Source organism: Paracidobacterium acidisoli, from assembly GCF_003428625.2.
Classification (GTDB): Bacteria; Acidobacteriota; Terriglobia; order Terriglobales; family Acidobacteriaceae; genus Paracidobacterium; species Paracidobacterium acidisoli.
This window is the reverse complement of the sequence record NZ_QVQT02000002.1, coordinates 809,198-835,239: the sequence shown is the minus strand read 5'-3', so window position 1 is coordinate 835,239 and position 26,042 is coordinate 809,198. Positions and strand designations below refer to the sequence as shown.

17 protein-coding genes are annotated in these 26,042 nt (G+C 61.4%); 9 read left to right on the top strand and 8 right to left on the bottom strand.

Annotated features, from left to right (window positions below; translation table 11 throughout):
- Window positions 1-133: 133 nt before the first annotated feature.
- Window positions 134-3,598, top strand: a complete 3,465-nt coding sequence (locus D0Y96_RS07240) for a TonB-dependent receptor (protein ID WP_199480201.1) — start codon at window positions 134-136, stop codon at window positions 3,596-3,598.
- Between the two features lie 133 nt (window positions 3,599-3,731).
- Here the strand turns inward: D0Y96_RS07240 and D0Y96_RS07235 are convergent, their stop codons facing one another.
- Entirely contained in the window at window positions 3,732-5,102 is a 1,371-nt protein-coding gene (locus tag D0Y96_RS07235; protein WP_117298640.1) for an alpha-L-fucosidase, read from the bottom strand.
- Between the two features lie 187 nt (window positions 5,103-5,289).
- Between D0Y96_RS07235 and D0Y96_RS07230 the strand changes: the two genes are divergently transcribed.
- The 3 genes from D0Y96_RS07230 to D0Y96_RS07220 all read left to right on the top strand — a co-directional run bounded on the left by D0Y96_RS07230 (window position 5,290) and on the right by D0Y96_RS07220 (window position 8,420).
- Window positions 5,290-6,510: an enolase C-terminal domain-like protein gene (locus D0Y96_RS07230; protein WP_117298639.1), complete on the top strand. Its 1,221-nt coding sequence runs from the start codon at window positions 5,290-5,292 to the stop codon at window positions 6,508-6,510.
- On the top strand, window positions 6,507-7,520 hold the full coding sequence (locus D0Y96_RS07225) for an L-rhamnose/proton symporter RhaT (protein WP_117298638.1): 1,014 nt from the start codon (window positions 6,507-6,509) through the stop codon (window positions 7,518-7,520). Before D0Y96_RS07230 ends, D0Y96_RS07225 begins: the two co-directional genes overlap by 4 nt.
- 216 nt (window positions 7,521-7,736) lie before the next feature.
- Window positions 7,737-8,420, top strand: a complete 684-nt coding sequence (locus D0Y96_RS07220) for a GntR family transcriptional regulator (protein ID WP_117298637.1) — start codon at window positions 7,737-7,739, stop codon at window positions 8,418-8,420.
- 41 nt (window positions 8,421-8,461) lie between these two features.
- Here D0Y96_RS07220 and D0Y96_RS07215 read toward each other — a convergent pair whose 3' ends face one another.
- The 4 genes from D0Y96_RS07215 to D0Y96_RS07200 are packed head-to-tail and all read right to left on the bottom strand — an operon-like array spanning window position 8,462 to window position 12,855.
- Window positions 8,462-9,691, bottom strand: a complete 1,230-nt coding sequence (locus D0Y96_RS07215) for an extracellular solute-binding protein (RefSeq protein ID WP_117298636.1) — start codon at window positions 9,689-9,691, stop codon at window positions 8,462-8,464.
- A gap of 13 nt (window positions 9,692-9,704) precedes the next feature.
- Window positions 9,705-10,496: an IclR family transcriptional regulator gene (locus D0Y96_RS07210; RefSeq protein WP_158562284.1), complete on the bottom strand. Its 792-nt coding sequence runs from the start codon at window positions 10,494-10,496 to the stop codon at window positions 9,705-9,707.
- Between the two features lie 56 nt (window positions 10,497-10,552).
- Complete coding sequence (locus D0Y96_RS07205) at window positions 10,553-11,695, bottom strand: CaiB/BaiF CoA transferase family protein (RefSeq protein WP_117298634.1); 1,143 nt, start codon at window positions 11,693-11,695, stop codon at window positions 10,553-10,555.
- Complete coding sequence (locus D0Y96_RS07200; RefSeq protein WP_199480200.1) at window positions 11,692-12,855, bottom strand: ABC transporter substrate-binding protein; 1,164 nt, start codon at window positions 12,853-12,855, stop codon at window positions 11,692-11,694. The genes D0Y96_RS07205 and D0Y96_RS07200 overlap by 4 nt, the downstream gene beginning before the upstream one ends.
- 76 nt (window positions 12,856-12,931) lie before the next feature.
- Here D0Y96_RS07200 and D0Y96_RS07195 point away from each other — a divergent pair, with 76 nt between their 5' ends.
- Window positions 12,932-13,417 carry a MaoC family dehydratase gene (locus D0Y96_RS07195; protein WP_199480199.1) on the top strand — a complete coding sequence of 162 codons (486 nt, stop codon included), beginning with the start codon at window positions 12,932-12,934 and terminating at the stop codon, window positions 13,415-13,417.
- A gap of 6 nt (window positions 13,418-13,423) precedes the next feature.
- On the opposite strand, the gene D0Y96_RS07190 is transcribed toward D0Y96_RS07195, so the two are convergent.
- From D0Y96_RS07190 to D0Y96_RS07180, 3 genes are all read right to left on the bottom strand, one after another.
- Window positions 13,424-14,122: a copper resistance protein B gene (locus tag D0Y96_RS07190; protein WP_252263537.1), complete on the bottom strand. Its 699-nt coding sequence runs from the start codon at window positions 14,120-14,122 to the stop codon at window positions 13,424-13,426.
- Window positions 14,123-14,244: 122 nt separating this feature from the next.
- Entirely contained in the window at window positions 14,245-16,191 is a 1,947-nt protein-coding gene (locus D0Y96_RS07185; RefSeq protein ID WP_252263536.1) for a copper resistance system multicopper oxidase, read from the bottom strand.
- A gap of 142 nt (window positions 16,192-16,333) precedes the next feature.
- Window positions 16,334-16,744, bottom strand: a complete 411-nt coding sequence (locus D0Y96_RS07180; protein WP_117298631.1) for a hypothetical protein — start codon at window positions 16,742-16,744, stop codon at window positions 16,334-16,336.
- 284 nt (window positions 16,745-17,028) lie between these two features.
- Between D0Y96_RS07180 and D0Y96_RS07175 the strand changes: the two genes are divergently transcribed.
- The 4 genes from D0Y96_RS07175 to D0Y96_RS07160 all read left to right on the top strand — a co-directional run bounded on the left by D0Y96_RS07175 (window position 17,029) and on the right by D0Y96_RS07160 (window position 25,560).
- A complete protein-coding gene (locus tag D0Y96_RS07175) occupies window positions 17,029-18,945 on the top strand; it encodes an FG-GAP-like repeat-containing protein (protein ID WP_158562283.1) in 1,917 nt (638 codons plus the stop codon).
- A complete protein-coding gene (locus D0Y96_RS07170; RefSeq protein WP_147324964.1) occupies window positions 18,945-19,397 on the top strand; it encodes a hypothetical protein in 453 nt (150 codons plus the stop codon). Before D0Y96_RS07175 ends, D0Y96_RS07170 begins: the two co-directional genes overlap by 1 nt.
- 107 nt (window positions 19,398-19,504) lie before the next feature.
- Window positions 19,505-23,143 (top strand): TonB-dependent receptor, encoded by a 3,639-nt coding sequence (locus D0Y96_RS07165; protein ID WP_158562281.1) that lies wholly within the window; start codon window positions 19,505-19,507, stop codon window positions 23,141-23,143.
- 110 nt (window positions 23,144-23,253) lie between these two features.
- The gene (locus tag D0Y96_RS07160) at window positions 23,254-25,560 is read left to right on the top strand and encodes a tetratricopeptide repeat protein (protein ID WP_117298628.1); all 2,307 of its coding nucleotides are present in this window, start codon (window positions 23,254-23,256) and stop codon (window positions 25,558-25,560) included.
- Window positions 25,561-26,042: the final 482 nt, after the last annotated feature.

The window sequence follows — 26,042 nt, the reverse complement described above, 5'->3', positions numbered from 1 at the left end:
ACTGCCACACCCGTATGGCGCCGAATTTCGATGTAACCGTGTACTTTCGTCAGCCGTCGGACCACCGGAGCGAACCAGCTCGCGAACAGAAAGAACGCATTTGAGGCTTGTTTACAGGGAGAGAGGGACGCACATGAGATCACATTCACGCGCATGGGGAAAGCTGCGACGGAGCGTATGGCTGTTCGGCCTGCTCGCCGGCTTCTTCCTGATGACGACGAACGGCTTTTCCCAGATATCCACTGCATCGCTGAACGGTGTCGTAAAAGACCCCACCGGCGCGGCGATCCCCAACGCCACGGTGACCCTGCGCAACCTGGACACGAACGTCGCGCGCACCGCCGTTTCGAACGGCGACGGTCTCTACGCCATCGTCAGCATCCTGCCCGGCAGGTACACGCTGGAGGCTTCGGCAAACGGCTTCGGCGCGCAGAAGATCGCTTCCTTCACCCTCGCCGTCGGCCAGACCGCGACCTATGACTTTGCTCTCAGCGTCGGCGTTCAGAACACCGTAGTGACCGTGCAGGGAGCCGCGCCGCAGCTCGACGTGACCAGCTCCAACCTTGGCACCGTCATGGCCACGAAGCAGGTCAACGATCTGCCGCTCAACGGACGCAACTTCACCCAGCTCCTGCAGCTCACGCCCGGCGTCGTGCCCATCAACACCGGCCAGAGCAATGGCAATGGCGGCGGATTCGCCGGCCCGGCCACCGTGCAGGGCTCCTCGTTCACCTTTCCTGCCATCAACGGACAGACCAACCGCAGCAACTTCTACTTCACTGACGGTCTGATGAACTACGGCAGCCTGCTCAGCACCTATGCTGTGCCGCCCATCATCGATGCCATCCAGGAATTCAAGATCGTCTCGCACACCGATGACGCATCGACCGGCTCCGTGCTCGGCGGTGTCGTCAACGTCGTTTCCAAGTCCGGAACCAACTCGCTGCATGGCGCCCTGTGGGAGTACATCCGCAACAACGCCTTTGATGCGCAGGAAGACTTCACGTCCGTTCCGGCCTTCCGTCAGAATCAGTTCGGTGTCGCCGGCGGCGGCCCGGTCTTCTTCCCGAAGCTCTACAACGGCAAAAACAAAACGTTCTTCTACGGCGCGTATCAGGGTCTGCGCTATACCCGCCAGAACGACACAGGCATTTTGGTTCCCACGGCTGCTCAGCTTGCCGGCGACGAAAGCAGTTTTGGCTCGCAAATCTATAACCCCTTTTCCACGACGCCCGATCCGGCCCACCCCGGCGAATATCTGCGCCAGCCGTTTCAGGGAAATCAGATTCCTTCGAACCTGATCGATCAGCGAATGGTGGCCTGGGCGCAGTTCGTCTTCCCGCAGGCCGGAGCCAAAAATCCGGTGAACGGAGACAACGCGATTGATCCCACTCCCGTCGCGCAGACGCAGAATGAGTGGACCGCCCGCATCGATCAGACCATCGGCTCCAACAGCTCGGCGTGGTTCCGTTACAGCGAGATTCATTCGACGACCACGCAGTCCGGTGGCGTCCCGGGGCTTGTGACCTCAACCACCACGCCCGGCACCAACTGGGGCGGCAGCTTTGTCTATACCTTCAATCCCAGCCTCATCGTCCAGGTTGAGGCGGGCCACACCAACGTGCAGCACAACGGAGAAACCCGCTGGGGCAAATCCATCGCCGGAATCTTCAGCCAGGTGGGCTTCTCGAGCGACTTCGCCGGCAATTTCAATGCGAATAACGGCGGCAATCTTTTGCCCTCTCCGGGAATTTCGGGATACGCGAATGGCGGAGAGAGCGTCCAGAATCAGCCCAAGGTGACCGACAGCACCCAGGTCAGTGGAACCGTCACCAAAATCATCGGCGATCATGAGCTCCATATCGGCGGAGGCTATATCTCCAACTCCTTCGCCACGCCGATCGGATATGCCAGCCTCGGATTTTTCGCTGAACAAACAGGCGATCCCGAAGACTTCACCACATCGCCCGGCGATCCGCTTTCTTCTTTCATCCTCAACGTCCCGAACCAGGCCAATCGCCGCAATGTCAACGAGACCACGCGGCCCGGCGGTGTGCTCAGCGGATATGTTCAGGACACCTGGAAGGCGCTGCCGAAACTTACCCTGAACATCGGTCTTCGATACGATGTCACCTTGATTCCCGCCTACGGCACAAATGCCACCATCGGTGAAAATGGCGGCATCGAGACCGGAGACATGGATCTCGACAACGGCACATACATCCTGCAGAAAGTACCGCCGCCGTGCAGTGTCCGCGGTCATGCGCCCTGCATCCCGGGAGACGGCACGCTTCCTGCTCACGTTGTTGTCGACCCGCGCGGCAAGATCGCGCACAACGATTACGACAACTTCGGACCCCGTCTTGGCTTTGCCTATCGTTACGACGACAAGACAGTGGTACGCGGCGGCTTCGGCATCGTCTATGACAACTGGGCAGCCGTCAGCCAGATGGCGCAGAACATCGAAGGCTCCTGGCCGGACATCGGTCAGCTCATCAACAACAGTCTGAATATTCCCAGCACCACTTCGGCCACTCCGAACGCGACGGCGCAGGACCCGTTTGCCGGCAGCACCGCCGGACTCTTTCCCGCGGCAACGCCCTTCCAGCAGGTGCAGTGGTTCTACGATCCCCATATCAAGAACGCTTACTCTGAGCAATGGACGCTCGGCGTCGAGCGCCAGCTCAGCACTTCGACCACCGTTGGCCTCAACTACGTCGGCTCAGTCGGACGCAGAAACGATGTCGGCGGCTATTACAACACGGCGCTCACTCCCGGACCGGGCGACGCTCAGTCGCGCGCTCTGTACCCCTACATCGCGCCGACGTTCTATGACCGCAGCATCGGATCGTCGTCCTATCATGCGGCACAGTTCATGCTCAACCGGCGCATGAGCAATGGCCTCTCGTATCAGGTGGCGTATACCTGGTCGAAATCGATGAACGTCGGCGGCGACGGCTGGTTCGGCGTCGAAGGCACAGTTCCGCAGGACCCCTACAACGTCGCTGGTTTTGGAAGCTACGCCGTATCGGGAACCGATCTCAGAAACGTGCTCTCTGTGAATACGCTCTATGAGATTCCTGTGGGCAAGGGCAGACAGTTCTCAACCGGAAACCATCTCTTCGATTACGCCCTCGGCAACTGGCAGTTCAACAATATCTTTACCGCCCGCTCCGGCCAGGTCTATACGCCTGATACCAGCACCGATGTGGCCAACACCGGAAACGGATTCACTTACGAAACCCTCGATGTCGTCGGCAATCCGAACAAGAGTAAGCGAACGCCCGCGGAGTGGTTCAATACCGCGGCCTACGCCACTCCTCAGAACTATACGTACGGCTCCGCCGGACGAAATTCATTGCGGTCGAACGGCTTCTGGAATCTGGATACATCGGTCTTCCGGCAGTTCCCGATCCACGACAACCTTACCTTTGAGTTCCGCGCAGAGGCATTCAACATCTTCAACCATCCTGTCTTCGCGCCGCCGGATGCAAATATCAACGATGCAACCTACGGCAGCGTGGTCTGGTCTAACTACCCGACCGGCACCGTCAGCACCTCGCGTGAGCTGCAGTTCGCTGGAAGAATCACCTTCTGAGGTGGCTCATCCCTCAACCCCACGGCCTCTCCTGCAACCGGACCGGCCGTGGGCTTTATGCAGAGAAACAAAAGCCGCAGGATTGTAATCCTGCGGCTTCGCTTTGCGATACGAATCGGCCTTACGCCGGCTTCTACAGCGTTCTCAGTTCGAGCACGCTCACGTTGGCATCCGGAGCCTGTGCCGGCAGATCGATCTGCACTCCGGTCTCCGACTGCCGGAACGTCAGCGTCTGTCCGGTCGCGAGCAGATGGGCCGAGATCACCTTCCTGTCCAGCCCCGGGACAGTGAGCGTTGCCGATGGCCAGTCGAAGATATGAACAAAGATGCTCTCTCGCTTTGCTGTCGTCCGAATCCCGTTCACTCCCTGAACCGGTCCGTACGTCGTGCCGTAAATCGAGTCGCTGTTGACCGTCATCCAGTTGCCGATCGCGCGCAGCCGCTCCTGAAACTCCGGCTGAATCACCCCATCCGGCTGCGGCCCCACGTTCAGCAGAAAATTCCCGCCGCGGCTCGCCACTTCCACCAGCGCCCGAATCAGAAACTGCGCCGATTTGTAATCGTGATCGTGCATGTTACAGGCCCACGTGTTGTTAATCGTCATGCACGTCTCCCACAGCTGAAAATCCTCCGGACGCGGCACGCCCGGCTTCAGCTCTTTCTGAATGCTCGCATCCGCGCCGCGGAAGTGGACCTGCTTCGTCGGAATCTCCTTCGGAATAAACTGCTCCGGCGTAACATAATCGCCCGGCACGCCGATGCGGTCATTCACCAGTGTCCCAGGCTGCAGCGAGTGGATCAGCTTCAGAAAGCGCTCGCCGTCATACTTCTCCTGGTGAAACAATCCGTCGAACCAGATCAGCGCCACCGGACCATACTTCGTCAGCAGCTCGGAAAGCTGCAGCTGCATGTACTGCAGATACATCGGCCATTCCGGCCGCTCCGGCTGTCCATTCCAGTTCTCGCTCGCCGGCTTCGACGTGTCGCGAAAGTCGGGATGGTGCATATCCGGCGGCGAGTAATAAAAGCCCAGCCGCATATCTCTCGCATCACAGGCATCGGAGAGCTGCTTCACGATGTCCTTTCCGTACGGCGTGTTCGTGATCTTGTAATCCGTGAACGACGAATCGAACATGCAGAAGCCGTCATGGTGCTTCGTCGTAAAGACCATGTACTCCTGCCCCGCTGTGCGCGCCAGATCGATCCACGCATTCGGATCGAACTTCGTCGGATTGAACCGCTGCGGCAGCGCCCGGTACTCCGCCTCTGTGATCCCGCCCGGCTTCGGCCGCATGATCGGCCACGAAGCCTCCACGCTGGCCAGCGAATACGGACCCCAGTGAATAAACATCCCGAACTTTGCCCGGCGATACCACGCCGTCCGTTCGTCTTCCCGGTCGTTCTGAAGAGTCGATCCGAACCCGGGCACTGGAAAAAGCGAAAGCGAGGACGCGGCAAGCGCGAGCTGCAGGAAGGTACGGCGGCTGGTAGTTTGAGCGCTCATATCATCAAAAACGTTAGTGCCCGTAAAAGATGGATGTCAAGCAGTATTCGATGAAATAACCGCACTCTTTCGAGTGATTACCGCGTCACTTCTTGAATGGTCGAGCGATTTTGCTTCTGCCATTCAAGCGCTTATTTGTATAATCGTCAGAACTGCGATCGGCGCATTTTTTGAGACAGGGAAGAGCATGTTCATCAGGGAAGTCACCACACGCGATACGCGGTTTCAGTTAGAGCCCGGCGAAGGCTCCGATGCCGTCCACTCCACGCCGCAGTACTCCTTTGCCGTAACGCAGATCGCCCTCGACACCGGACTCCAGGGCACCGGCCTCGTGCTCACCATGGGCACCGGCAACGACCTCGTCTGCAGCGCCATTGAAATGCTCGCGCCCTCCCTTATCGGTGCCGACCTCGAAGAGCTCATGGCCGGCTTCGGCGCAAAGTTCCGCGAGATGGCCGACGATCCCCATCTGCGCTGGCTAGGCCCGCATAAGGGAGTCGTTCATCTCGCCCTCGCTTCCATCACTAACGCCTGTTTCGATCTGTGGGCCAGAGCCCGCCGCGAGCCGCTCTGGAAGCTGCTTCTCGGCCTCTCCCCCGAGGCCTTCGTCGCTCTGCTCGATCTCAGCTATCTCGAAGATGTGCTCGACCGCGAAACAGCCCTGCGCATGCTGCGCGAAGAAGAGCCCGGCCGCGTCGGCCGCTCCTCTGTGCTCGATCGCGGCTATCCCGGTTACGACACCAGCGTCGGCTGGTACCACTACGACGATGCGCAGATTCGCGAAAACGTGCAGCGCAGCCTCGACCAGGGCTTCGGAGCGTTCAAGCTCAAAGTCGGTGGCTCACTCGACCGCGATCTGCAGCGTGCCCAGGGACTGCGCCGCCTCGTCGGCCCTTCCGCGAACATCATGCTCGACGCCAATCAGCAATGGTCTCTTCCCGCCGCCATCGTTGCCTGCCGCGACCTCGGCAGCATCAATCCTTACTGGATCGAAGAGCCCACGCACCCCGACGACATCCACGCGCACCGCCAGCTCGCTCAGGCCATCGCTCCGCTTTCGCTCGCCCTCGGTGAGCACGTCCCCAACCGCGTCGTCTTCAAAAATTATCTTGAGGCCGGATGCGTCGCCTTTCTGCAGCCCGACTGCACGCGCCTCGGCGGCGTCAGCGAGTTCCTCACCGTCAGCCTGCTCGCCCGCAAATACAACGTGCCCGTCGTGCCGCATGTCGGCGATATGGGCCAGATCCATCAGCATCTCGTCCTCGTCAATCACATCGCCATGGGCCATCCCGAGACCTTTCTCGAGCACATCCCTCACCTCAGCCGCTACTTCGTCCATCCCGTGCAGCTCGCCGCGGGCCACTACCGCACACCGCAGGAGCCGGGTAGCAGCTCGGAGCTTTTATGAGCAGCAGCCTCACCGGTATCCTGCTCGCTCTGCTCGGCGGCGTCTGCGTCGGCAACTGCATGCTGCCGCTCCGGCGCATCCGCAAGTGGCCGTGGGAGTGCACCTGGCTCGTCTTCAGCCTCGTCTCGCTCGTCGTCGTGCCGTGGCTCATTGCCGTGCTCGTCATTCCCGGCTGGCCGGGACTTTATCTGTCGCTCGCTCCTGCCGTATGGCTGCCCTCGTTTCTGCTGGGTTTTGGATGGGGCATCGCGCAGGTCCTCTTCGGTATTTCCGTCGTGCGCCTCGGCATGTCGCTGGCCTTCACGATCATCATCGGTCTGGGCACAATCTTCGGAACCCTCGTTCCACTTGTGGCGCTGCATCGAAGCCAGTTGTTCAGCGGCAGCTCCGGAATCCTCATCGCAGGCTGCGCCCTTATGGTCTTCGGCGTCATGCTCTCCGGCATCGCCGGCAGGCTGCGCGAACAGCGTGCCGCTTCGCCCGCATCCGCATCGCAGGCAGACACCGCATACCTCACCGGACTCGGCATTGCCATCCTCTCCGGCGTGCTGTCGTCCATGCTCAACCTCTCGCTCGCCTTTGGAGAGCCGATCGCACAGGCCTCCGTGCATGGCGGCGCCGCTGCTTCCAACGCCGCATTTGCCGTCTGGCCCGTAGCTCTCCTCGGCGGCCTCATTCCCAATCTCGCCTACACCCTCTGGCTGCTCTCGAGAAACCGCACCTGGAAATTCCTCTCTCACACCTGGCAGGACGCATCACTCAGCCTGCTCATGGGCCTGCTCTGGATCGGCGCCGTCGCCATCTATGGCGTCTCCACGCGCTACCTCGGCACACTCGGCGACTCCGCCGGATGGGCCATCTTTCAGATCGTCATGGTGGTCACGGCAAACGTTGCCGGTCTGGTCTCCGGTGAATGGAAACAGGCTCCGCGCCGGTCTCTGGTTGTGCTCGCATGCGGCGTGCTGGTGCTCGTCTTTGCCACCGTCACCACGGCATTTTCCACACGGTAAGCTCTGGCTCTCCCACACGCTGAGCGGTCGCGGGTCTGTTTGAATTGTTTTGTATCAGGGCACGGCTTCAGCCGTGCCGTAACCCGTCAGAATGAATGAACGGGGGCTTCAGCCCCTGCGGAGAAAACGGACCCAGGACCACTCAGCCCCGCACATTTCACAAAAGCACGCAGCTCGCTATATACCTGAACACAATCCGATTTATCTATCTGCCCCATGCCGCATACCAAAAACTCGCTTCACGAAGAAGCATCGCCGCTCGTCAAGCAGAGCCTTGCCGCAAAGCTGCGCGAAGAGATCATTCAGGGCCATCTCGCGCCCGGCCAGCGCATCATCGAAGGCTACTGGGCGCGAAGATTCGGTGTCGCACAAACCTCTGTGCGCGAAGCCATCAACCTCCTCATCGGGGAAGGCTTCGTCACCAAGGCCTCCGGACGCAGCGCGCGCGTCACCTCATACACCGAGTCCGACCTCGCCGAGATCTATGAGCTGCGCGGAGCGCTCGAAGGGTTCGCCGCGCATCTCGCCGCGCAGCGCCGTGCCGACCTCACTCCTCTTGAAGAAGTTCTGAAAGAGATGCGCCGCGCCACAAAACAGGGCGATGTCCGCAGCCTCATCGAGGCCGACCTCGCCTTTCACCTCACGCTCTGCGAGCTCAGCGGCAATCACTTTCTCAGCGCGCAGATCCGCACGCTGCTCGTGCCGCTCTTCGCCTTCGTCTCCATGCGTGTCGCGCAGGTCCATCAGACGGCAAAGGCGTGGGAGTCCGATCTCGACCGCCACAAGCGCATGATCGAGCTCATCCGTGAGGGCGACCCCGCCGCCGCCGAGTTCACCGTCCGCGCCACGCTCCGGCACTTCGCCGCACGAGCGCACGGCATCTGGCAGGAAGCTCGCTGATCGCATTTTCCTGGTAAAAAAACCGCCCGCGCAGCGCGTCGTCACTGAAAGCGAATCTTCTTCGCCAGCGACTGCTGCTGCGCCCGCTGCAGAATCGACGCCGAGGGCTCATCGCTCTCGAGCGCAGCTTCGACAACGCCGTTCACAACCTCTGCAAACTCCGGCAGACCGGACGTGCGTGGCAATCTCCGCGCTCCCATCGAGATCGCTTCAATCTCCCGAAAGGCCGGAACCATTCGCTGCACCTCCGCATCGCGCCATGTTGAAAGCCGCACGCCCACCGCGCCATGCCGCACCACTTCGCGATCCATCTCCGGCCGCGCCAGGAAGCGCAGAAAGTCGTACGCCGCTTCTTTGTTCCGCGAGCCGCTGCCGATGCCCATCGTCCAGAAGACAGAGAGCGACGCCGGTGTCAGCCCCGGACTGCAGGGAATCGCCGCCAGCGCGACCTTTCCCTCCAGCGCGCCGCCCGCGCATCCGCTCTGCGATGCGAACCCAAACCAGTTCACCATCATCGCGACCGAGCCCGACAGAAACGCATCGCCCGACTGCACTGAATCGAAGCCCGTCGATCCAGGATGACAGAGCGTCGCATCGCGCACCACACGCCGGTAGAAATCGAGCGCCGCCTCTGCCTCCGCGCTCATCAGCAGCGGCAGCCCTGCGCCATCCTGCAGCTCGCCGCCGCGGCTCCATACCTGCAGCGCAAAGTCGTACAGCGTATTGTGCCCATCCGGAAAGCACGCGAAGACCGTACCGAAGAGTCCTTCCTCCGGCCGCGTAAAAAAGCGTGCCGCATCTTCAAACTGCTGCCACGTTTGCGGAGGTGCGAGGTCATATCCATACGCCGCGCGAAAGTTTTGCTGTTCCTGCGCAGACGAAAAAAGGTCGCTGCGATAGATCAGACACTCCGGCCCGTCATGATACGGAATGCAGTAAACATCGCCGTTGAAATCGAGCGGCTCCACCAGCGAACGCGCCCATCCCTGCGGCCACTCCGGCAGCGGCGCCGCCTTCATATAGGGAGTCAGATTTTCGAGCCGTCCCTCCTCCACCGCGCCGGCCAGCCAGTCCGTCACCACCATTCCCAGATCCCACTTGCCCAGGCGCAGACCCTCCTCGGCAAACAGCTCTCTGTAAAGCTGTTCGAGATGCAGCGAGACCGTTTCGATCTCCACGCCCGGCCGCTCCGCGCAGTACAGCTTCGTCTGCGCAGCCAAAGCCTTTTCAAAGCCGGAGAACTCACGATAAGCGATCCGCAGTCTGGTCATGAATGACAGTCCTTTACTTCTGCGCTCTGGGCAGCGGCGCCGTAAGCCCCAGCGCCGTCGTAATCCGCTCCGCGCACTGCTGAATCACCGGGATCAGCTTGCGCTCCCTGCCGTCGTTGGCCGAACCCGGCAGAAACGGCACGCCCAGCGCCGCCATCACGTTCACACGCGGATTGCCGACCAGGCACGAAGCATCGAGACCCGTGCGCCGCGTGCTCGTTGCCATCAGGTAGCCGTCTCTGCGAATCTGTTTCAGCTCCGCCGCCGCCTCCGCGCACTCCTTCTTCGTCATCGCCATGTAGGTTGCATCGTTCAGAAGAAAGCGCTCCTGCTCCGCATCCTCCAGAAACGCCGTCAGCACGCGCCCTGAGACCGTGCGCAGCGGCAGCACGCGATCGCCCACCTCCACCGACAGCCGCACCGGCTCCGGACTCTCCGCCTGCGCCACCACCACCAGCATCGCTCCACTCAGCACGCACAAATGGCACGACTCGCGAATCGTCTCCGCCAGCTCGCGCATGGGAATCGTCGCCGCCTTCAATAGCTGATCGACCGGCGAGTGTGTGTGCGCCAGCTCATACAGCCGCAGCGTCAGGTGATATCCATCCGACACCGGATCGCGCGCAATATATGCGCGCCGCTCCAGCGCATCCAGCATCCGGAACAGCTCGCTCGGCGTGCGCTCCAGCCGCCGCGCCATCTCCGTCAGCGACTGCGGAGACTGCGCCGACGCCAGGCTCTCCAGAATATCCAGCCCCTTCTCCAGCGCCGGTACTGAATATCTGCTCTTCTTTTCCACCTTCATCGCTTTCATGCCCGCACAGAATACAGCACCTGCGTCCTCCCGCCCGCCATCGTCTGCTATGGAAGCCCGAACTCTCTGCGCAGCGCCTCCGTGTCCTCGCCCAGCCGCGGAGCGCCGCGCTCGCTCTTCAGCAGCTCTTCGTCAATCCGAATCGGACAGCGCGTCGTCGTCATCTTCACGCGCTCATCGCGTCCCACCGTCTGCAGCATATCCAGCGCATCGAAGGCCGCATGCTCCATCAGCCGCGGCCATGTGAAAACATCGGCGCACCAGTAGCCCGCCGGCTCCAGCCGCTCCAGCCAGTATGCGGTCGTCTGCCTCCGCAGATGCTCCGCCAGCATCGCCTTGATCTCGTCGCGCTGATCGAACGCATCCGGAGCGCTGTACAGCTTCAGCGCCGGGCAGTCCAGAATCGCCGCAAGCTGCAGCAGCGAGCCCATCGCCAGCGCAAGATAACCATCCTGCGTTGCATATATCCCATACGGAGCGCCCAAGTACGCATGCGCATTGTTGTGACGGCTGCGCTGCGGCACTTTGCCTCCGTCATTCAGATAGGTCGTGAGCACTTCGAACTGCAGATCCAGCACCGACTCCAGCAGGCTCACCTCCACGCGTCCACCGCGTCCCGTAATGCCGCGCCGCACCAGACACGCCAGCACACCCTGGCACAGATGCGCGCCCGCATACAGATCCGCGACCGCCAGACCAAACGGCACCGGAGGCTGCTCCGCATCGCCGTTCAGCCACGCCAGCCCGGACAGCGACTGCACCAGCAGATCCTGTCCCGGCTTCTTCGCCCACGGCCCGCTGCGTCCGTATCCGCTGATCTCTCCGTACACCACCCGCGGCCGCCGCGCGCTCACCGTTTCATAATCCAGCCCCAGCTTCTCGATCACTCCAGGCCGAAAGTTATGCAGCACCACATCTGCCCGGTCGATCAGCGCCAGCACCGCCGCGCGACCCGCATCGTCCTTCAGGTCCGCCGCAAAGCTCTCCTTGTTCCGGTTGATCGAGTGGAACAGCGTGCTGTCTCCATCCAGCTCGAGGTTCGAGATATACAGATCGCGGCACAGATCGCCCGTCTCCGGCTTCTCGATCTTGATCACCCGCGCGCCCATGTCCGCCATGCGCAGCGATGCCGACGGCCCGGAAAGAAACTGGCTCAGGTCGATCACCAGCAACCCCTCCAGCGGCCTCAACGCGCACCTCCTCTGTGCGCTTCCTGCAGCATCTCGTTCATCGCTTCCATCACCGGACCCTCCGCGCCGCCCTCGCGCAGATACGCATGCAGGCGCTCTCCCGCGCGGCTCTGAAACGTCAGATATCCATCGAACCGCGGTCTCACCCACGCTCTGTCCAGCACCGGCAGCGTCTTCTCGAAAAACCCATTCGATCTCCGGTTTACCTCCGCGTCCAGCCACGCCGCGCGATGCCCCGGCTGCCCGCCCGCATCGAAGTACAGCGTCTTCTGGCACCGCTCCGACGCCACATATTGCGCGTATGCGGCAGCCGTCGCCACATCGCTGCAGCGTGCGGAGATCGCGAGCCCCGCTCCGCCCAGCGTCGATCGAAGTACTGTGCCGTCCAGCGTCACCAGTTCGCCCGCCTCCACAACATGCTCCGCATAGGCGCGCCTGCTGTAATTCGAATACCCATACGCGAAAGGGCAATACGCCGCGCTGTCGCTCGTCGAGAGCACATTCCATATCGCAATCGGGTTGGCGTGCAGGCATCCCTTTGGACACAGCAGCAGCAATTCGCGCAGCCGCCGCATCGCCTCTCTTCCCACCGCATCGCTCGCAACGCGCCCGTCTGTTGTGAACGGCTCCTCGCCCAGCGCCTGGCACAGCATAAAAAAGTGCATCAGGCTGTCGATCGCCAGCCCCGCCGCCGCCACCAGACCCTTCCGCGCCAGTCCCATCAGCTCCTCCCACGTGTGCGGAGCAGCCTCGCCCGCCCGCTCCAGCAGATCCGTGCGGCGCAGGCTCACCGGTGTCGCCGCGTCAATCGGCAGCGCCCACACATGTCCCTCGTACACATAGCTGGCATAGCTCTCGCCCACCGAGTGCTTCGCCTGGTCCTCCAGCACGGCAGCCGCCATTACCTCATCGAGCGGTCGCAGAAAGCCTCCGCTCGCCGCTCGCCCGCATGAAGGATGATCGATCACCATCAGGTCATAGCGTTCAGCCAGCACCTCCAGCGGCTCATCCGCAAATGACTGCAGCGACCGCGTCTCCCACGTAATGCTCAGGCCCGCATGCATCTCTTCAAAACGCTGCGCCGTCGCCAGCATCGGCATCAGGCCGCGTGTATGCTTCCAGGTAATTCCGCGCAGGCAGTGCGCTGCGGAAGTGGTCATTGTCTCCGTCTTTCCTGAGTGATATATTGACCCGCGCGGCGATTTTATCAGCAAAAAAAGATTTCACATAAGGATTTTGATCGATCCCTCCCGCACCACGCAAAGGCAAACCATGAACTTCCAGGACGTGTTTTTCGAGGAGTACGAAATCGGCCAGCGCCGCACCACCACCGGCCGCACCATCACCGAGGCCGACATCGTGCTGCACGCCGGGCAGACCGGCGACTTCTACCCTCATCACATGGACGAAGCCTGGTGCCGCACCCAGCCCTTCGGCCGCCGCATCGCCCACGGCACGCTCATCCTCAGCATCGCCATCGGTATGACCGCAGGCGACATCAATCCCCGCGCCATGTCCTATGGATACGACCGCGTCCGCTTCATCCGCCCCGTCTTTCTCGGCGACACCATCCATGTCACCGCCGCCATCCGCGAAAAACGCGAAGACCCCAAACGCCCCGCCCACGGCATCGTGGTCGAAGCGGTCGAGGTCCGCAACCAGGATCAGCACACCGTGCTGGCCTGCGAGCACCTCTATCTGGTCGAAAAGCGAAAGCTCTAGCGCCGCTCAGTACCAGAACCGGATGCCGAAGACGAAGCGCGGGTCGCTGCTCGTCTCACCGCGCTGCCGCGCATAGCTCACCGTGCCGCCGAATTTCCCGTCCCACGCGAAGCCGAGATACGGAGCGAACTTCCGGCTCACCTCATACCGCACCCGAATTCCCGTGTCCATCTCCGACAGTCCCGACCCGATCCCGCGCGGCGCATCGTCTTTGCTGTAGAAGTTCAGCTCCGCCTCCGGCTCCGCAATCCACCGCTGCGTCAGCAGCAGATCGTACGATCCCTCCAGCCGTCCCGCCACGCGCCCATCGTTGCGGATATACAGCGTCGGTGCAAATGCAAAAAAGTACGGAGCCAGCCCCTCCACGCCGATCGCCGCCCATGCCCGCGCCGGGCCTGAATCAAGGTCCGCGCGTATGCCGGCCTGCGCATCGAAATAGCGCAGCCGTGGAATCGGCCGCCCATACAGTGCCTCGTGGTCGCCATCGCTCACGCCGCCGCCGTCGCCGTATGCCTCCGACTTCACCCGCAGCCGGTTCATATCCGTGCCCAGCCATCCTTCGCCATCCCAGCGCAGCTCGTTGTCCGCGCCGTTCGTGCGGCCCTCAAACTGGCTGAACATTGCATGGCCTATCAGCCCATGCCCCATCGCCTCGCCGTCTGAGCCCTGCATGCCGCTCATGGTGTTTCCGGACACAGTGCTCATCGGTCTCGGACTCTGCGCCGTTTGCTGCGCCCGCATGCTCGTTCCGCAGAGCAGCACAGCCACAAGCCCTGTCAGCGCCGCATGCGCGGCAACACATCTGTGGCTTCTCGTGGGAAGGCGCTTCATATCACCTCCATCACGCGGAACATCCCCGCTTCCATGTGATAGAGCAGGTGGCAGTGGTACGCCCATCGCCCCGGTGTGTCCGCGCTCACCAGATAGCTCAGACGCTCCGCCGGCTTCACCGTCACCGTGTGTTTATAAGGATTGAACGCGCCATTCCCGTTCTCCAGCTCGCTCCACAATCCATGCAGGTGAATCGGATGCTCCATCATCGTGTCGTTCACCAGCACAATGCGCAGCCGTTCGCCCAGCTTCATCCGTATCGGTTCCGTATCGGCAAACTTCCTGCCGTTGAATCCCCAGATGTAGCGCTCCATATTGCCCGAAAGGTGCAGCTCGATCTCCTGCGTCGGCGGCCTTCGATCCACGCCGCTGTATCGCGCGCGCAGATCGGCATACGTCAGCACCCGTCTTCCGTTGTTGCTCAGCCCGTCACCAGGATCGTTCAGCCGCTCTGTTGCGCGCATCGCCACGTTATCCACTTGCGGACCCGTGTGCATGGGCACCGGTTCGCTCCGCACCACTGGCGGCGCCACTCCCGTCTCGCACATCGCCATCACGGGGTGCGTATCCGGACCAGGCTGCGGAAAGGGAACTGTCCCTGCGCCGCCGCTTCCTGTCCTCTGTCCCGGCATATCCATCGCACCCATCGCGCCGTGTCTGCCCGCATCGTGCATCTCTCCCATCGGCATCGCGGCAGCAGCATCGCTCTGCATCGGCATGTCGTCTTTGCGCATGCCGTCCATGCCCGCCATATTCATGTTCATGCCGGCCATTTTCATCCCGCGCATGTCCATGCCCATGTCCACCATCGTGCGCACCGGCCGCGGGTCCATCTCCGGAACCGCCGCCGTCATCCCTTCCACCGGAGCCAGCGTTCCCCGCGCATAGCCTGTACGATCCTCCGCCTGCGCAAAGATCGTGTAAGCCTCCGCCGTCTTCGGCTGCACGATCACGTCATAGACCTCGGCGATGCCGATGCGAAACTCATCCACCTCCACCGGCTGCACATCGTTGCCGTCCGCCTGAACCACCGTCATCGCCAGCCCCGGAATCCGCACATCGAAAAACGTCATCGACGATCCGTTGATCACCCGCAGCCGAATCCGCTCGCCCGCGCGAAACACGCCCGTCCAGTTCGCCGCCGGAGCATTCCCGTTCAGCAGGTAGGTATAGGTCGCGCCCGACACATCCGCGATATCTCCCTCGCTCATGTTCATGCGCCCCCACATGCTCCGCTTCGCCAGCGTCGCGCGCAGTCCGTTCTTTCTCGCCTCCGACAGAAAATCGCCCAGCGTGTGCCGGTGATAGTTGTAGTAATCGCTCTGCTCTTTCAGGTTGCGGTAGATCGTCTCCGGATTCGCATCCGTCCAGTCCGACAGCAGCACTACATACTCGCGCTCGTACGCGACCGACTCGCTCTCTTTGCGATCATCTTTCCGATCGATGATCAGCGCGCCAAGCAGCCCCGTCTGTTCCTGAAAGCGGCTGTGGCTGTGGTACCAGTATGTGCCGTTCTGCAGCACCGGAAAGCGATACACAAACCGCTCGCCCGGAGCGATGCCCGCAAAGCTCAGCCCCGGCACGCCGTCCATGTCCGACGGCAGCCGTATCCCATGCCAGTGAATCGACGTCGCCTCCTTCAGCCGGTTCGTCACCGCAATCGTCACCGTGTCGCCCTCTCGCATGCGCAGCACCGGCCCCGGAGACGTCCCGTTCACCGCCGTCGCTCTCGACCTGCGCCCTGTGAAATTCACCGGCAGGGAATCGACCGTCAGCTCAAAATGTGTTCCTGTCAGCGTTGCCTGCTTCTGTACCGCCGTTCCCGCAAACGCAGTCCAGCCGCCCGGGCCCATCGCCGCTATCGCCGCCATTCCCTGAACAAAGCGGCGGCGGCTCACCACAGCGGTCTTCGCTCTCTCTGTCTTCTTTTGCTGCATTGACATTCCTCAAACAGGTTGCTTCCCGGTCCATCTCATATCCACAACATCGTGCCGGCGCATCCGTCGACATATCTATAGATATGGGTGTGCGCCTGCCGATACAGCCGTGCCTCTGCCGAACGAGGCCGTCAGCAGGGAAGCCGCTCTAGACGCGGAGTGAGGAAGTCAGAGGATCGTATTGCGCCGTGGCAGGGTCTCCGCGCTCAGGAGCGGAGCGCAGCAGGCGTGCGTCCCTCGAGGCTGGAGTACCGAAGTACCGGGATAAGGCGTCCTGATAAAAAACCGGGGCCGAGGACCGGGTCACCGCCACCGTTTGCTTCTGCAGCAGCTCCATCTCGCCGCGGCAGACCATGCTCCGGCAGCATGCCGGTGCATGCACGGCGCGTCCCGTGCCGAAGGAAGAGGACGTCATCGCATGGCAATGCTCCATGCCGCTCATCGGGCCGTGTGCAGCGGCTCCGGCCATCGCATCGCACTGCACCGCGCACACACCTGCCGCTGTCTGCATGCTCATCAGCAGCAACAGAAGCACCGGCCATGCAAATCTGCGAAGCATCCGATGTTTAATCTACCTTTCCTCGTCCGGAGAAGCAAAACCGCGGCAGGCAAAAGCCGCACTGCGCCATCTGCGAAGTGCTTACTTACCGGCAGGCGTGTCATTTTTCTCCCATTATGGGAAATTTTTTTCTGAAAAGTCACAAAAGCTGTACCGGAGTTGCTCCGTGGAGCTAATATGGTGTGCGGCGTAATTGGCAATGTAGATTGCGTATTACGCAAATACCAAACCCCCTGAGCCCAGCGGCCGAAAGAGGTTTTTTCATGAAGTTCAGGCTCTTATGCTTGGTTGGTGCATCCTGTCTGCTCCTGTCGGCCTCTCCCGGCTTCGCGCAAACGCCCAGCTTTTCTCCGGATAAGTCCTTTCAGGGCTCCAGCCTCGATGGCTGGCATACGATGGGCAGCGCAAAGTGGCAGGCGGAGAACGGCACCATCGACGGTGACGGACGCGCCGCGAATGCTCCAGGCTGGCTTGTGCTCGACCACCCCTATCAGGACACCGGCGTCTACGCCTCGTTTAAGTGCGAAGGCCCCTGCGACACCGGCATTCTGCTGCGTGCCGTAAAGACCGGTAACTACATTCAGGGCGTCTTTCTCTCCATCAAACAGAACGACCTCGCCGCCTACCGCGTCACGCTCGACGCCTCCGGTAACGAGATCGAGCGCACGAAGCTGCGCAACGCCGGCGGCCTCATCCGCTTCGCGCCGCCGCTGCCCAGCCCGGCTGAAGGTCCCGAGCCGCCTCTTCGCAGACCTGTCGTCCCCGCGCCTGCCGGCGAGACCATGCCTCTGCAGCTGCCCGCGCGCGGCCTGAAGATGGGCGACTGGAACGAAGTGGAAGTTCTCCTCGACGCCGACATCATCCGCGCCTTCTTCAATGACGGTGGTGCGCAGGTCAGCACCGCGACCGAAGGCATGGACGCCTACGGCCCCTTCGCTCTTTACGTCGGCGCCGGTACTGAGGTCCACTTCCACAACATCGCCTGGAAAGACCTCGCCTTCAAAAATGTCCCAGTAGAGAAGGTGTCGCCGCGCTTCCATGAGCAGCGGCTCAGCCCCTTTTATTATGGATGGTCCGCCGCCGCCGCCGACTTCGACCGCGACGGAAACCTCGACATCGTATCCGGCCCCTTCATCTACTACGGGCCTGACTACACGCGCTACCGAGAGATCTATCCCGCGCAGGGCTATAACAGCTCCACGGAGTTCTCTTCGAACGACTGGGTCGAGCACGCCTACGACTTCACCGGCGACGGATGGCCCGACGTGCTGACCACCAGCCACGCCGGCGGCGGTCTCGTCGGCGCCGTTCTTTACGTTAATCCAAAGGGCGAATCGCGCCGCTGGAAGAGCTCCATCGTCGTCTCTCCCATCAACAGCGAAGAGACCATCCTGGCCGACGTTGACGGCGACGGCAAGCCCGAGCTGGTCTACATGGGCGACGACTACATGTGCTACGCCAAGCCTGATCCAAAAGACCCGACCAAACCCTGGATCGTGCACCGCATTTCAGAGAAGGGCCCCTGGCCCGCGCACGGCATCGGAGCCGGCGACATCAACGGTGACGGCAGGGTCGACATCGTCGGCGCCTATGGATGGTGGGAGCAGCCCGCCTCCGATACCGGAGCGCCCTGGAAGTATCACCCGGAGCCCTTCGGCCGCTGGGGCAGAACCTCCGCGGGCGGCTCAGAAATCGGTGTCTATGATGTGAACGGCGACGGCCTCAATGACGTAGTAACCGTCATGCAGGCGCATGGCTGGGGTATCGACTGGTTCGAGCAGAAGCGTTCCGCCGACGGCCAGATCTCCTTCGTCAAACACGTCATCATGGGCAAAACGCCCGAAGAGAGCGCCGGCGGCGTGGTCTTCACCGAGCCGCACGGCAGCACCATCGCCGATGTCGATGGCGACGGCATCCCCGATTTCATCGTCGGCAAGCGGCTCTGGTCGCACCTCGACGACTACTACGATCCGGACCCTTATGGAGCCCCCGTCCTCTACTGGTTCCGGACCGTTCGCGATCCCAAAGCTCCCGGCGGCGCTCGCTTCGAGCCGGAGCTGATCGATAACCGTTCCGGTGCCGGATCGGATGTCCTGGCCGTCGACCTGAATAAGGATGGCGCCATCGACATCGTGACCTCCGTGCGCAGCGGAACCTACATCTTCTGGGGCACTCCCGGGAAGCAGGCTTCGCACAAGTAATGGAGTTTGTTTTCCTGTCGAAGAAATCCGGTTTCGAGCGGCCTGATACAGCGCCGCCGGAATCGGATTTCATGCCGCCACAAAACGGAATCAACGGTGCACGGTGCCTGTCTGTGCCGCGGGACGCTTCCTTATGGAGCGCCTGCCTCGTGACAGGGAACCGGCACGGCAGTCTGCTCAGCCCGATCGCGGGCAGCGCCGTGAAATGCAGCAATCCCGTTGCTGACCCCGAAGCCCCGGGCCGTTTCGCGCACGTTTCCGGCCGGTCCGGGTTCAACCTGAACACTCTCGATTGTCATTGGATTCGGGCTCGAATCCGCACCCGTTTGAGCTCCGTCCGCCACCTGTCACAGATCGTTTTCAAAATGCGAAACAGCCTGATTCCATGCGTGTTTTCGCAACAGTTATCCCTGGAAATTGCTGTCTCATCACAGCTTAAATTGTGTACTTGACTTTTGTTAAATGCGGGTGCTACCTTTTCGACCGTTGCATCTTATTGTTGCATAATACGCAAAAATAGTTGCATATAATGTTTTCCACTAAAACTTACGGAGGCGCAATGCGAATCCAAAGGCCCTTTCTTTACGGCATTACCATACTGGCTGCCGGGTTTTTCTTATTGATTTCCTCAGCCAGCGCACAAAATATTTTCGGCTCGATCGTTGGAACGGTTTCCGATTCCACCGGCGCAGCTCTGTCCGGTGCCACGGTGACCGTCACGAATGGCGGGACCGGTGAAAAAAGAAACATCACTACAGATGGTTCCGGTAACTATCAGGCCCTGTCTCTCGTCCCGGGCCAATACAGCGTGGACGTTGACAGTGCGGGCTTCAAGCACTTCAGCCGCACCGGCATCGACGTCGTCGTCGATCAGGCAGCCCGCGTCAACGTGGCCATGTCCGTCGGTGAGCAGACCCAGCAGATCACGGTAACCTCCGCCGCTCCGATCATGCAGACGGAAAATGCCTCGCTTGGACAGGTCGTTCAGGGCAAGGCCGTCACCAACATCCCGCTGAACGGACGCAACGTGCTCGCACTGGTTGCGCTCGTCCCCGGCGTCGTTCCGCAGGGCAGCTCTTCCGGCAACCTCACCGGCCAGAACGTCTTCGCGGCCGGTAACTATCAGATCGGCGGCGGCAACGCGAACCAGGGTTCGGTGCTCCTCGACGGAGCTCCGGTCAACACCTCCTACGGCAACACTGTGGAGCTCGTGCCCGATCAGGACGTCATCCAGGAGTTCCGCGTTCAGACCAACAACAACACGGCTGAGTTCGGCATGTATACCGGCGGCGTCATCAACATGGCCACCAAGTCCGGCAGCAACGCCTTCCACGGCACGGCGTACGAATTCCTCCGCAACACCAACCTCGACGCGAACGACTTCTTCGCCAAGCGCTCCGGCGCCGGCAGAGAGGCCTTCCACCAGAACCAGTTCGGTGGCAACATCGGTGGCCCCATCAAGAAGGATAAGTACTTTTTCTTTGGCGACTATCAGGGCTTCCGCCAGAGCTACGGCCATCTTTACCTGGTGAACGTCCCCACTCCCGCTGAGCTGAACGGTGATTTCAGCGCTGAGACTGTGGACCCGATCTATGACCCGCTCACTACCTGCAGTTCGCAAAAAAATCCCATACCTGGCAATCCTGCCTGTACACCGGCCCAGTTGACCGGCAACGCTCCCATGCGGCAGCAGTTCTCCTACAATGGTGTCCCGAACGTGATCGATCCCGCCCGCTTCAGCTCGGTGGCGAAGAACCTCGTCGCTTTTCCTGACTGGGCGGCACAGAATCAGACCGGGCAGTCTTCGGTCTACGGCCCCATCAACAACTTCTCGAAGTTCGGCACAACTGGCGGCAACAACGATCAGTACACCATCCGCGGCGATCAGACCCTCAGCGAGAAGCAGCGTCTCTTCGAGCGCTACACCCACTGGAAGTCCAGCAACACGCCGTCCAATCCTTACGGCAACGGTCTGATCACCGGCGACCCCATCTCGCCGGAAGCCTTCACCACGCAGCAGGGCGTCGTTGGAGACACCTATATCTTCAACCCCACCACCATTGCTGACATTCACGTTTCGTATCTGCGCTGGAACTACCAGAGAACCCCTGGCCTTCTCGGTTACGATGAGACCAAGCTCGGCTGGCCCTCCTACATGGGGCAGATCAGCGCGCTGAACGATCTGACAAACTCCACCACACCGCCCAAGATCAGCCTCGCAAGCCCCACGCTGACCACCGGCGGAACGGGATACATCTTCTCGATCAACAACAACTACGTCATCGCGCCCACGTTCACGAAGATCATCGGCAATCACACTATCAAAGCCGGTGCCGATCTTCGTCGTCTGGAGATGAACTACTTCCAGAACAACTCGCCCGGTGGCGTCTTCACCTTCGACAACATCTTTACCTCTGCCAATCCTTCAAACACCACGCTCATACCACAGGGATCGACAACACCATTACTGCAGGCATCCGGCAACTCATTTGCTTCGTTCCTGCTCGGTTATGTAGCCCAGAACGCTTCACAGACCGTCCAGATCGCTCCTCCCACCTACCAGACCCTTTACTACCAGGGTTATTACGTGCAGGACACCTGGAATGCTACCCCCAAGCTCACGTTGACCCTCGGACTTCGCTATGAAATCCCTGGTGTCTATGTCGAGCGGCACAATAACGCAGATACCTTCAACCCCACCGAGATCAACCCTGTCGTCGGTGTACCCGGTGCCTTCGATCTGGTCGCCAGCCCCCAGCACCCGGCGCGCGGGGTCCGCAACGAGCACTTCAACAACTTCTCCCCGCGTATCGGCGTCGCCTATCGTCTCGACGACAAGACCGTTCTCCGTACCGGATGGGGAAAATTCGTCATTCCCTCCGATCTGCAGTTCCCGGAAGCTCCGCTGCAGGCAGGCGTCAATTTCCTGAACAACATCATGGTGCAGTCCACCAACGGCAACCTGACTCCGGCCAACACGTTTGATAACCCCTACCCAGGTGGCCTTCTCGGTGCGCCGCACCGCAATCCGGACTACCAGCAGACCCTTCTCGGCGGCAATGCGCAGGCTCTGTACGCCAATGAGCCGAACGGCGCCACCTACCAGTGGAACGTCGCCGTCCAGCGCGAGCTTCCGTATGGAATCGCTCTGGAAGCCGCCTACGCCGGTCTGCACGGCTCGAATCTGCCGGTCAGCGTTCCCATCAATCAGGTGCCTGATAAGTATCTCTATCAGGCGGCTGCCGATCCTACCTGCGAGGCAAGCGCTCCAAACTGCTTCCTGAACCAGCAGGCCACGAATAACTTCTACGGAAAGGTCTCTCAGGGAGTTCTGCAGAAGCCAACCGTCCTGTATAGCCAGACGGTGAGGCCGTTCCCGCAGTACGGCAGCATCTCCAATAGCGGTCATTATGCGGGCGTCAGCAATTACAACGCGCTCGAGCTGAAGCTTGAGAAGCGCTTTGCCTCCGGCGGCACGCTGCTGGGTGCTTACACCTTCTCCAAGCTCCTCACCAATGCCGAGTACCTCACCAGCTGGCTCGACTCCACCACCACCGCCGGCTTCCAGGACTACAACACCTGGCAGACCAGTGAGTACTCGCTCTCCAGCTTCGATTCGCGTCAGCGTCTCGTCGTCAGCTATGTGTATGGACTGCCCATCGGCAAAGGCGGTAAATTCCTCGCTAATGCCTCGGCACCGGTCAATGCCATCGTCAGCGGCTGGGGAGTCAACGGCGTAACCACCTTCCAGGAAGGTTACCCGCTGGGCCTGACCATGGCGACGAATAACATCGGAAACTATGTCTATGGCGGGAGCACCAGACCGAACGTCGTATCGGGCATGAAGAAAAAGTACAGTGGCTCGATCTACAACCGTTTGGGAGGAAAGCTCTCCCAAAATACATACTTCAACGTCGGAGCCTTTGCCGCTCCTGCGGTCTTCCAGTACGGAGACGAATCCCGTACAGACAATGCGCTGCGGACTCCGGGCATTGCGAACTACGACATGGCCCTCTACAAGAACACGCCGATCCACGAGAACGTCAACTTCGAGCTTCGCGTGGAAGCCTTCAACCTCTTCAACCGCGTTCAGTTCGGTAGCCCGAACAGCGTGATCGGCAGCGGCACAACCGGTCAGATCACGACAGATCTGAACCAGCCTCGTCTGTTGCAGATCGGTGGCCGGTTCAACTTCTGATGCATCCTCGTGAGGCTGCGGACCGAACCTGGTCCGCGGCCTCATTTTTCTTCCGCCCCCATATCGCCTCCGTCCACACAAGACAGGTAGCATAGCTGGGACGAACGGCAATGGCGCGCAGCGGTTTCAGATCTCCTTCCTTCTTTCAGGCTCACCGGTGGCAGCTCGCCGCACTCGGCGTCGCCGTCATTCTTCTCGCCGCCGCTCTCCTTTTCGTTCTGCATCGCCGCAGCGCCTCGCGCTCCACCGCCGCGCAATCCGGATACGTCGATCCCGCCGTATGCGCCCGCTGTCATGGCGATGTTGTCGCCACCTACAGCAAAACCGGCATGGGCCGATCGTTCTCGCACCCTTCGTCGCAGACCATGCAGGGTGACTTCACCACCCACAACACCCTCTGCAATCAGGCCTCCGGTCTCTGCTACACCATGTTCGAGCGCGACGGCCAGTACTACGAGCGCCGCTACGAGATCGGATTCGACGGCCATCCCGCCAACATCGTCGAAGAGCGCGTCGACTACATCATCGGATCGGGCAATCACGCCCGCACGTTCCTGCATCGCAACACCGCCGGAAACCTCATCGAGCTTCCCGTCAGCTGGTACAGCGAAAAATCCGGCTATTGGGCCATGAGCCCCGGCTACGATCGCGCCGATCAGGAAGACTTCCGCCGCGCCATTCCGCAGGAGTGCATGTTTTGCCACAATGCCTACCCCGCGGCCGGCGAAACGCCTGCGCAGATCGACGGTGAAAAGGCCGTCTTCGGTCCGCATCTTCCCGAAGGCATCGACTGCCAGCGCTGTCACGGTCCGGGAGCCGCGCACGTTGCCGCCGCCGATTCGCCCGACTCCACCCTCGCAAAAATTCGCGCTGCCATCGTCAATCCCGCTCACCTCAGTCGCGACCGCCAGCTCGAGGTCTGCATGCAGTGCCACCTCGAGACCAGCAGCCGCAATATGCCGAACGAGCTTCGCCTCTTTGGCCGCAGCGTTTTCTCCTATCGCCCCGGCCAGCCGCTCAGCGATTACAAGCTCTACTTCCATCAGGTTCCGTCCAGCAAATCCGGAGAGGTCTTCGAGATTGCGCATCAGGCCTACCGCCTGCGCATGTCCGCCTGCTTCCGCAACAGCCAGATGACCTGCCTTACCTGTCACAATCCGCACAACGTCACGCACGGTGAAGAAGCCGCAGAGCACTACCAGAAGATCTGCCTCGGCTGTCATCAGAATGTCGCGCACAAAGTGTCGCTTCCGGCCGCCAGCCACTGCGTCGACTGCCACATGCCGAAGCGCCGCACCGAAGACGCCGTGCACGTCGTCATGACCGACCACTACATCCAGCGCCTTCTTCCCAAAGGCGATCTGCTCGCGCCTCTGCCCGAACAGATCGACACATACGTCCCCGGATCGAAGGTCGCGCTCTACTATCCGCCGCAGCTTCCGCAAACGCCGCAGAACGATCTGCTGCTGGCCACCGCGAAGATCAGCTCACCCCATCCCGCGCCCTCTGATATAGCAGACCTCGAAGCTCTCCTCGACCGCAGCCCGTCCGCGCAGCCCGAGCCCTGGCTTGAGCTCGGCCGCGCCTACGCAAAGATCGGCAATCATCAGGACGCCATCCGCTGCTTCGACCACCTCCTCCAGCAGAACCCCGACTACCTGCCCGCTCTGCAGGAGCTCACCGTCGCCCTCTTCGCCACCGGCCAGCAGCAGCGCGCCGCCGATCTGCTCGAGAAGGCCGTCGCGCGTCATCCCTCCAACGCGCTCCTTCTCACCAATCTCGGTAACGCCAGCCTGCAGCTCGGCGACATTCCCCGCGCGCAGCAGCTCCTCACGCGGGCGCTCCAGCTCGATCCCGAAAATGCCGAAGCCGAAAACCTTCTCGGCCTGGCATCGCTGCGCAGCGGCGACCGTACTCAGGCGGAGAAGTCCTTCCGCGAAGCCATCCGCTTTAACCCGCGCGATGCCGGCGCGCAGAACAATCTCGGCAATCTCCTCACCTCGCCGCAAAATCTCACCGAGGCCGAATACCACTTCCAGCGCGCCATCGCCATCGATCCCGCTTACTCTGAGGCGCATCACGGCTACGGGCTGCTCCTCATCTTTGCCCACAAATATCCCCAGGCCCTCGACCAGCTGCAGACCGCCGTGCGTCTCGATCCACACAGCACCTCCGCGCTCAGCGATCTGGGCGATCTCCTCTCCGCGCAGGGACGTCTCCCCGAAGCCGCCGCCATCTACCGCCAGCTCCTCGCCCTCGCTCCCGATCAGCTTGAAGCGCGTCTCGGTCTCGGCCTCGCTCTTCTCCGCGAAAACAAACCCTCCCAGGCCCTCCCCGAGCTCGAGCGCGCCGCCTCCAGCTCCGACCCCGCCGTCGCCGGAGCCGCCGTCAGCGCTCTGCGCCAGATGGCGCGATAAGTTTTGCCCACGATTACGGAACCAGCCCGGTGGCGGATTACAGGGCAGAGCCAGGTACCGGGTGCCCCATGTCCGTGTGTTCGGACAAGGGAATAAAAACTCCTTTCTTGTCGCCCGAATCTTCACATGTCACCCCGATACCCTCCTTTGTCATCCCGAGCGAAGCTGAGGGATCTGCATTTGCTTTTTGTGAGGTGAGTATTCGCAGTATCCGGGTGCCCCACCTTCGCGAACCGGGGTCCCCGGCGCGCGGTGTTCGTGCGCTGGGGTGGAGAACCGGGGTCCCCGGCGCACGTGATGTTCGTGCGCTGGGGTGGAGAAGCTAAGGTGGGAATGAAAACTCTTTCTCCATGTCGTCCAGACTTCCCCTTTGTCATCCCGACCGAAGCGCGCAGCGCGAAGTGGAGGGGTCTGTATTTCCATCTCGCGCCAGCGAGACCCGGTAGAAGCACCGGGCTTCAGCCTGGTGAATAAAGCCTTGC

What these genes read in the sequence shown, in the direction of transcription:
- D0Y96_RS07240 (WP_199480201.1), top strand. Translation starts at nt 134, where the DNA reads ATGAGATCACATTCACGCGCATGGGGAAAGCTGCGACGGAGCGTATGG.
- D0Y96_RS07235 (WP_117298640.1), bottom strand. Translation starts at nt 5,102, where the DNA reads ATGAGCGCTCAAACTACCAGCCGCCGTACCTTCCTGCAGCTCGCGCTT.
- D0Y96_RS07230 (WP_117298639.1), top strand. Translation starts at nt 5,290, where the DNA reads ATGTTCATCAGGGAAGTCACCACACGCGATACGCGGTTTCAGTTAGAG.
- D0Y96_RS07225 (WP_117298638.1), top strand. Translation starts at nt 6,507, where the DNA reads ATGAGCAGCAGCCTCACCGGTATCCTGCTCGCTCTGCTCGGCGGCGTC.
- D0Y96_RS07220 (WP_117298637.1), top strand. Translation starts at nt 7,737, where the DNA reads ATGCCGCATACCAAAAACTCGCTTCACGAAGAAGCATCGCCGCTCGTC.
- D0Y96_RS07215 (WP_117298636.1), bottom strand. Translation starts at nt 9,691, where the DNA reads ATGACCAGACTGCGGATCGCTTATCGTGAGTTCTCCGGCTTTGAAAAG.
- D0Y96_RS07210 (WP_158562284.1), bottom strand. Translation starts at nt 10,496, where the DNA reads ATGAAGGTGGAAAAGAAGAGCAGATATTCAGTACCGGCGCTGGAGAAG.
- D0Y96_RS07200 (WP_199480200.1), bottom strand. Translation starts at nt 12,855, where the DNA reads ATGACCACTTCCGCAGCGCACTGCCTGCGCGGAATTACCTGGAAGCAT.
- D0Y96_RS07190 (WP_252263537.1), bottom strand. Translation starts at nt 14,122, where the DNA reads ATGAGCACTGTGTCCGGAAACACCATGAGCGGCATGCAGGGCTCAGAC.
- D0Y96_RS07185 (WP_252263536.1), bottom strand. Translation starts at nt 16,191, where the DNA reads ATGTCAATGCAGCAAAAGAAGACAGAGAGAGCGAAGACCGCTGTGGTG.
- D0Y96_RS07180 (WP_117298631.1), bottom strand. Translation starts at nt 16,744, where the DNA reads ATGCTTCGCAGATTTGCATGGCCGGTGCTTCTGTTGCTGCTGATGAGC.
- D0Y96_RS07170 (WP_147324964.1), top strand. Translation starts at nt 18,945, where the DNA reads ATGGAGTTTGTTTTCCTGTCGAAGAAATCCGGTTTCGAGCGGCCTGAT.
- D0Y96_RS07165 (WP_158562281.1), top strand. Translation starts at nt 19,505, where the DNA reads ATGCGAATCCAAAGGCCCTTTCTTTACGGCATTACCATACTGGCTGCC.
- D0Y96_RS07160 (WP_117298628.1), top strand. Translation starts at nt 23,254, where the DNA reads ATGGCGCGCAGCGGTTTCAGATCTCCTTCCTTCTTTCAGGCTCACCGG.